We start from the raw sequence: 6,715 nt of genomic DNA on the forward strand, positions 1-6,715 counted from the left end.
CTCAACATGGCTTCTATCCCGCCTATACGCCTGCGCATATTGGGTCGAGTTGTTTTCGAAACGAACTTTTCGGTCTCAGGATATCGCATTAAGTAGAGAGGAAGATCATGGCGGAAAACAAGCGCTTCTACTCAATTGGCGCGCAATCAGCTTCGAAATTGGCAGAGGCGTGTCGTACAAGTTGGTCTTTGCCTGGCGGAGCTACGATAGGTCCAGTAAATACAAATTACCATGCAAGTACAAAGGTGGTCATTGACTTGGTTGTGGTCTGCGAATCACCTTCTTTTGCAGAAGTGGAAAATAGATATCCAGCGTGGGGGATACAGGAATGAAAATTCTCAACAGATGGCTGTCCTCGAGAGGACTGGACGCAGTGAATAAAATTCAGTTTGATTATGAGCAACTAGAGGCAAATGGGATTTACGTTACCAATCTAGTCCGCTGCCAAGCGGATTGGATCTCGACTGGTTGCTACACTCAAGGGGCAAGGCTGCTGACTTCGATCAAAAATTCTCGCGTAGCAAATGCTTGGTCATTGAATTGTAATTTTCTAGACGAGGAGTTGCGGAGAATTGCAAGTTCAAACAAAGCCGCTTCGGTGCTTTTTGCCTGTGGCGCTAAGTTTAAGACGCAAGTCAGAGAGGCGACACAGTTCGCAGATGATGCTGGATTGAGGTGGCTAGCCTCCTTCCATCCTTCTCGTGTTGCAGAAAATCTCTCTTGGCATTACAATCCTCGGCGATGGGGGGACCGACGAAAAACGTTTCCATCCGAGCGTGGTGAAAAAATAGGAACGAGTCGGTAGATGATGAAGATGTGGATTGATGGTTGCTCGGTGAAGCTGTACTTGAGTGGCTGGTTCTGTTGCTGCAAGTGAAATGGTCGCTGGAGTTTTTGGAGTTTCTCAATAGCACTGAGGTCTAGCATGGACAAGGATGTGTTGAGCAAGGTTTTGCCTCATCTTGAAATTGAGCTAAACAAGGCGTGGAAGCAGGTTATTGCTGTTCAACGTGTTCAGTATGTTCGAGATGAGGAAGAAGCATCGTCGCCAGAGGGAGCGGAGAATCTCCGTTGGGAGGTAGATGTGTTGGAGCATCAAGTCAGGCGGTTATTTCATGTACTTGGTGTTTCGCTTGAGGCTGTAGGTCTTCCGAATGCCCGGAGAGAACTGATTAGGACTCGACGTAGACTTGAAAAAGGAAAAGCAGGTTTGGCGACCACTTCCTTTCTGCCCGAAGTGGATGCACTCGAAAGCGAACCCATTCGCTACGCAAATAACATTGTCGACGCGCTTCGGGCTGTTTCAGGCGAAAGTCGAGATATTGAGACGTATCAATTGGATAAACTGCATGAGCTTTTGCGCGCCACGGCGGCCTTGGTGCGAAAAAGAAATGTTGAGCCCACCAGGGAGGCGGACATTCAAAAGGTCATGAATGATTACTTGGGCTCGTATTTCTCTGACTACACCAGCGGATTCAGTATTGTGGGCGCTATTAAGAATTTCGAGCCGGATGGAGGTGTGCCGACTCTCAGTGCCGCCATTGAATTTAAGTTTGCATCCACCGAGCAAGAAGTCAGGACCGCCTTGGCTGGGATATATGAGGATGTGGCTGGCTATGGTGGCTCAAAAGATTGGACTCGATTTTACTCGGTTATATACATGACCGAGGCTTTTGTGCGGGAGGAACAGTTGCGCTATGATCTCTTGCGCGGAAAGGCGTCTTCCTGGACGCCAATACTAGTGACTGGAGCAGGTCAACGTCGTGCAAAGAAAAAATAATCCAGCGTTCGCTCTGCCGTCCACCTTGAGTTGCTTTGCGTGAAGGCAACTGAGGTCTGGAGTGGATGTCCACGAACATCGCTGGACATAGTCAAGGACGCTTGGCCATTTCGCTCGCGCATCTTGGGGATGGCCGGGACCCACTCCCTCGTGACTTCATCCACGAACTTCGTGGACAGTCCACTGGGCCGTCAGTGGAGGCTCGGTTTACGGGCCGGATGGATAGGTAGTAATTTAGAGCGCAAGAGCTAGAAGAAAACCTGAGGGCGTAAGACGTTTACTTTTTGGCTCAGTAAGGGGCTCGGGGGACCAAAAAAGGACCAAACCGAACGGACGCGCCTGGACTCGCCCGGACACATAGGCACCCCATTTTCAGAGGGAAAATGGGCCGGTGGCTCTACTCCGGAGGGAAGGCTACTCCACCCCCAGCGGCTTCGATTCCCGCCGCTTCCAACTCACCTCCTTCTTCACCTCCCTCGTCGATGCCGCGCGCGGGGGCTGAGCACGGCAGCACGCGCGAGAGGGCCCCTCCCGGGCGGGCGGCGCGATGTCCGCGGTCCGCCCGGGAGGGGGACCGCTCACTCCAGCGCCATGGAGCCCGGGCTGGGGAAGCCCTTCTTCAGCGGAGCCGTGGGGCCGCTGTTGAGCACGCACACGCCCGTCTGGTCTGAGACGGGATTGTTACAGCCCGACGCGTCATTGCCCCAGTCCTCGGTGATGTTGAGCCAGGACAGGGAGCCGGTGAAGGTGCCCATTGGCTGCCAGGGGAAGATGACCGGTCGATCCCACGCGTTCCAGGCGATGCCACGGCTGGTGTCGTCGTTGAGGGTGTCGCCGTTGAAGATGCGCTCGTAGGTATGGCGGGCGGCGTCCGGGTAGAGGCCGTGCGAGCCCAACGCCGAGTAGGCTTCCGGGTGGAAGCCCACCGAGGCCATGTCCTTGTTGCCGAAGGTGAAGGTCCCTCCCTGCGAATGCTGGCTCATGTACACCTGCGACGGGCGGCCGTCGACGAAGCGTACGGTGAGGTGTTCCCAGTCGCCCACGTGGTTGCCGAAGGTGGAGTAGAAGCCCGCGCAGCCCCCCCCACTCGTGTACAGGCCGATGCAGACCCGCTTGCCATTGTTGTAGGGGTAGAAGGTCCAGTAGATGATGTCCGTGATGTTGGTGGCCACTCCCCCCTGCGTGCGGGTGACGATCTGCGCGTACACGGGCACGTGGGTCTGATCCGGACGCTGGCCGTCCAGGAACTGGGGATTCGTGCAGGAGTCACAGCCGAGCGCCTCGTTGGTCCACAGGTGGGTGCCGTCCGGGTGCACGTTGGGGAGGAAGAACTCGGTCGAGGACGGCCAGTAATACTCATCGTTGTGCAGCCAGATGCGCGGCGCGTACTGGAGCGCGGAGAGGTCGTCGACGAAGCCTCCCTGCAACTCCGGGTTGGCGAGGGCGCTCTTGTTCAGGGCCCAGAAGCGGCCGCCATCCGGATCGCCGTAGTACCCCTGGCCCACCATCGTGGACGTGGACAGGCCGCGGTGATCCCGGGCGTTCGCCTGCCAGAGCGTGATGTCGTTGTTCCCGCCCGAGCCGCTGTCGTCCCACACCCAGCCGATGTTGGCCGGGAGCACGTACTCATTCTTGACGCACCGGATGAGGTCCGTGGAGGGCTTGCCGTAACCGAGGTTCGCCACCGAGCCCAGGCACGTGTAGCCGGCGGGAGGCACCGGATGCCAGAAGGAGGCGTCGTGCTCTCCCCCCGTGCCCTTGTCGTCCCAGATCCAGGTGTAGTCGACCGGCCGCGCCAGCACGTCGCCCTCGCCGGAGACCACGAAGGTCATCCGGGGCACCTCTCCATGGTGGGGCATGCCGATGTCGCCCAGCGAGTAGTAGCCCGGCGTCTGGCCGAGGTTGGGCCGCCAGATGGAGACATCCGAGTGGGCGCCCGTGTCCCAGTCATCATAGACCCAGTTGAATGCGCTCACCGCCTGGACCGAGAGGCGCTGCGGGTAGCGAAGCCGGGCCCTGTCCGAGCGGAGGGTGAACTCGCCGCTCCTGCCCACCTGCGTGGTCGCCGCGACCAGCTTGTAGCTGCCCGGGTTCAGGTAATAGGAGATGCGCGCGTGGGTGCCTCCGTCCGCGTTGTTCGCCTCCATGAGCACCTGGCCGTTGGCGTCCAACAGGTAGAGATAGGGGCTCGCATCCACCTCGAGATCGAAGGTGACGATGTCGGGCAGGCCCGTGTACTCCACGAGGAACTGCCGGTTGGCCGCACTGGACGGGTTCTGTCCTCCGGAAGCGCTCCACCGACCGTAGAGGACGTTGCCGTTGCGGGTCGTCGTGGACTCGACCACGAGGCTGGATGCCTGTGCGTTGAAGGGGCTGCCGTTCAGGTCGGTGTCCTGGGTGAGCACCAGCCGCTGGCCCTGGAAGCCCGAGTCCGTGTAGAGCGTGACCTGGAAGCCCGCCGGCACCTTGAGGGAGCGGATCCTGTCGTTGCCCACGGTCAACTGCCCGATGTCATAACGGCCCGCGCGCAAGAGCTGGCTCGTTCCCTGGTAGCCATTGTTCGCGTAGACGAGCACGGGCGCGTCCACCGAGACGCTCGAGGCCCTCCGGTCGAAGTCGCTCCCCGTCAGGAGGGTGTCGCCGGTGAACGTGCGCTGCGGGCCCGAGAAGCCCGCGTTCTCGTGGAGCGTGACGGTCCAGCCCCTGGGCACATGGACCGCGTTGATGGCGTCGTTGCCCACGGTGAGCTCGTTGATGTCGTACCAGCCGGGCTGGAGCGTCTGGGCCTGGGTCTGCGAGCCGCCCGTGGGGTAGACGCGCGCGGTGGGCGACCAGGTCGTGGGCGGGACGGCGTAGAACAGGGGCAGCTGTCCTCCGACGAGCCCTTCGGCGTTCAGGGGGGCGAACGAGCCGCAATAGCCTCCACCCTTCAGCGTGACCACCTGATCGACGAAGCTGTACTCCCTGGAGCCCCAGGCCGCGTAGCCGCTCGCCACGAAGTAGTCGGGGGCCACCTTGAACGGTGTGCCGCGCAGGTCGATGTTCGCCCGGCCCGAGTCACTCCAGTCACACGACATCGCCGTGGCATAGGGCATGGAGGTGACCGGCCTCCCTCCGTGAGTCACCTGCCCGGTGGAGGTCGTGAAGGTCTGATCGGACGTGTCCACCTGCAGCGTGATGGGGTTGATGCGAATTCTGGAGTAGGCGGTCCGCACCGGGGTGCCCGCCACCGCGCCGCCCGCGGTGTACTGGGAGAAGTTGGAGAGCAGGCCCGCCTCCGGCAGCGGGAGGTACTCCTTGGGGCTTCCCTCCATGTCGTGGCACCAGGCCTTCCAGGGCCGGGACGGATCCCCCAGGAAGTGCAGCACATACTCGCCGTCCCCCGAGGACGGGCGGGCGTTCTTGATTTCCTGGCAGGACCTCTCCCGCAGCGCAGTGAGCGCTTGTGGGGCCACTCCAGGCAGGATCGCCAGTTCCCCGGGCAACGGCGGGGCCATCGCTTCGTTCATGCCCTCGCCCTGACAGCCGACCACGAGGGTGACGACGCCCACCAGGAACACTCCACGGATGCGTCTGTGGGGAATACCCATTTCAAGGACCTCTCCGGCTTGGCCGGATTGAAGGGAATTCCATTTAGGCACTGGGAATCCAACCCTACAAGCAAGGATTTGCGCGCGGGAGCGCGGCGCCCGCTCAGGGCCCCTCGTGGGGAGGCTGTCCCATGGATGGAACGATGCATGCCGTCCGGGGTGGCTACTCCCCGCGGCCCCCTGCGGTTAGCGTGACCTCCGTCGTTCCCCTCCTGGAGCCCACCATGCCCTCCATCGATTCCCAGACCGAGCAGCCCGCCTCCTTCCGCCAGGTCCTCCATGTGGGCCGGCACGTCCTGCACGCGGACGTGTCCGCCGCGACGGGCGGCGAGGACTCGGCTCCAGACCCTCACGACTACTTCGATGCCTCGCTCGCGGCGTGCAAGGCGCTGACGGCCACGTGGTACGCGAAGAAGACGGGCATGGCCCTGGAGCGCGTGGAGACTCGGGTCGAGCGGGACGCCGCCGGGGAGCGCCAGGGGAAGTATGTGCTCCGGGTGAAGCTCGCGTTCCACGGCGCGCTCAGCCCCGAGGAGCGCCAGCGGCTCCACGACGCCGTCGCCCGCTGCCCCATCCATAAACTGATGACCGCCGCGACGGTGGAGATCGTCACCGAGCCGCTGGAGGCGTGACGCGAGAGGCGCGTCACGCCTCCCCTGCTCACTTCCTGGCTTTCTTCAGCGCCTCGAACTGCGCGGTGGCCCGGCGCACGTCACGCTCGAAGTCCTCATCAGTCGATTGCAGCGACTGCACCGCGCGTCCGTTCACCCGCCGTGAGCGACCGTTCAGCCCTGGCCTGTCCCCGCGGGCGAGCGTCTGGGGAATCGTGCGAGGCATGAACCTCGATCCCGCCGTGCTGCACCTGGTCCGCACCGCCTGCCTTCTCGAGTCCCGCTCCCACCACTACGCGGGATATCTCGCGGCGGTGTTCAGCGCTCGCGGATGGGAGGCGACGTTCGAGCGCTGGGGCCAGAGGAAGAGACCCATGGGGAGACCCTGCGCGTCTGGCTCGCGAAGGAAGATCCCTCCTTCGATTTCGAGCAATGCATGACACGCTACCTCGCGGCGGTGCCCTCCCACGAGGAGGACGGGCGCTCGGTGTATGGCTCGGAGCAGGCCGAACTGGTGGCGCGCTGCTTCGTCGAGGCGATGGCGGCGACCTACTACCAGGCCGTGGGCGCGGGCGCGGTGGGCTCCCCGTCCCTCCAGTCCCTCTGCCGCACGCTCGCGAGTGACGAGGCCCGGCACTACACGCTGTTCCGCCGGCTGCTCGAACAGCTGTGGCGGGAGGAGGGGCCTCGTCGGCTCGAGGCCGTGCAGGCTCAACATGGCTTCTATCCCGCCT

The 6,715-nt window shown here is 62.0% G+C and carries 5 protein-coding genes; 3 read left to right on the top strand and 2 right to left on the bottom strand.

What is annotated here, in order from left to right:
- The first annotated feature begins 925 nt into the window (after nucleotides 1-925).
- Nucleotides 926-1,780 (top strand): hypothetical protein, encoded by an 855-nt coding sequence (locus D187_RS55860; RefSeq protein ID WP_155893873.1) that lies wholly within the window; start codon nucleotides 926-928, stop codon nucleotides 1,778-1,780.
- A 578-nt stretch (nucleotides 1,781-2,358) separates the two neighbouring features.
- Here the strand turns inward: D187_RS55860 and D187_RS54355 are convergent.
- Nucleotides 2,359-5,370: a Vps62-related protein gene (locus D187_RS54355; protein WP_002632696.1), complete on the bottom strand. Its 3,012-nt coding sequence runs from the start codon at nucleotides 5,368-5,370 to the stop codon at nucleotides 2,359-2,361.
- A gap of 224 nt (nucleotides 5,371-5,594) precedes the next feature.
- Here D187_RS54355 and D187_RS37220 point away from each other — a divergent pair, with 224 nt between their 5' ends.
- Complete coding sequence (locus D187_RS37220; RefSeq protein WP_002632698.1) at nucleotides 5,595-6,002, top strand: OsmC family protein; 408 nt, start codon at nucleotides 5,595-5,597, stop codon at nucleotides 6,000-6,002.
- Nucleotides 6,003-6,030: 28 nt separating this feature from the next.
- On the opposite strand, the gene D187_RS55865 is transcribed toward D187_RS37220, so the two are convergent.
- Nucleotides 6,031-6,207: a hypothetical protein gene (locus D187_RS55865; RefSeq protein ID WP_002632699.1), complete on the bottom strand. Its 177-nt coding sequence runs from the start codon at nucleotides 6,205-6,207 to the stop codon at nucleotides 6,031-6,033.
- 210 nt (nucleotides 6,208-6,417) lie between these two features.
- On the opposite strand from D187_RS55865, the gene D187_RS37225 reads away from it, so the two are divergent.
- Nucleotides 6,418-6,715 (top strand): ferritin family protein (locus D187_RS37225; protein WP_211241620.1); only part of this gene is annotated, 298 nt, incomplete at its 3' end.

Origin of the sequence: Cystobacter fuscus DSM 2262 (genome assembly GCF_000335475.2) — a bacterium.
Taxonomy (GTDB): Bacteria; Myxococcota; Myxococcia; order Myxococcales; family Myxococcaceae; genus Cystobacter; species Cystobacter fuscus.

Bases quoted from the DNA above. Each gene is read 5' to 3' on its own strand.
- D187_RS55865 (WP_002632699.1), bottom strand. From the start codon at position 6,207: ATGCCTCGCACGATTCCCCAGACGCTCGCCCGCGGGGACAGGCCAGGG.
- D187_RS37220 (WP_002632698.1), top strand. From the start codon at position 5,595: ATGCCCTCCATCGATTCCCAGACCGAGCAGCCCGCCTCCTTCCGCCAG.
- D187_RS54355 (WP_002632696.1), bottom strand. From the start codon at position 5,370: ATGGGTATTCCCCACAGACGCATCCGTGGAGTGTTCCTGGTGGGCGTC.
- D187_RS55860 (WP_155893873.1), top strand. From the start codon at position 926: ATGGACAAGGATGTGTTGAGCAAGGTTTTGCCTCATCTTGAAATTGAG.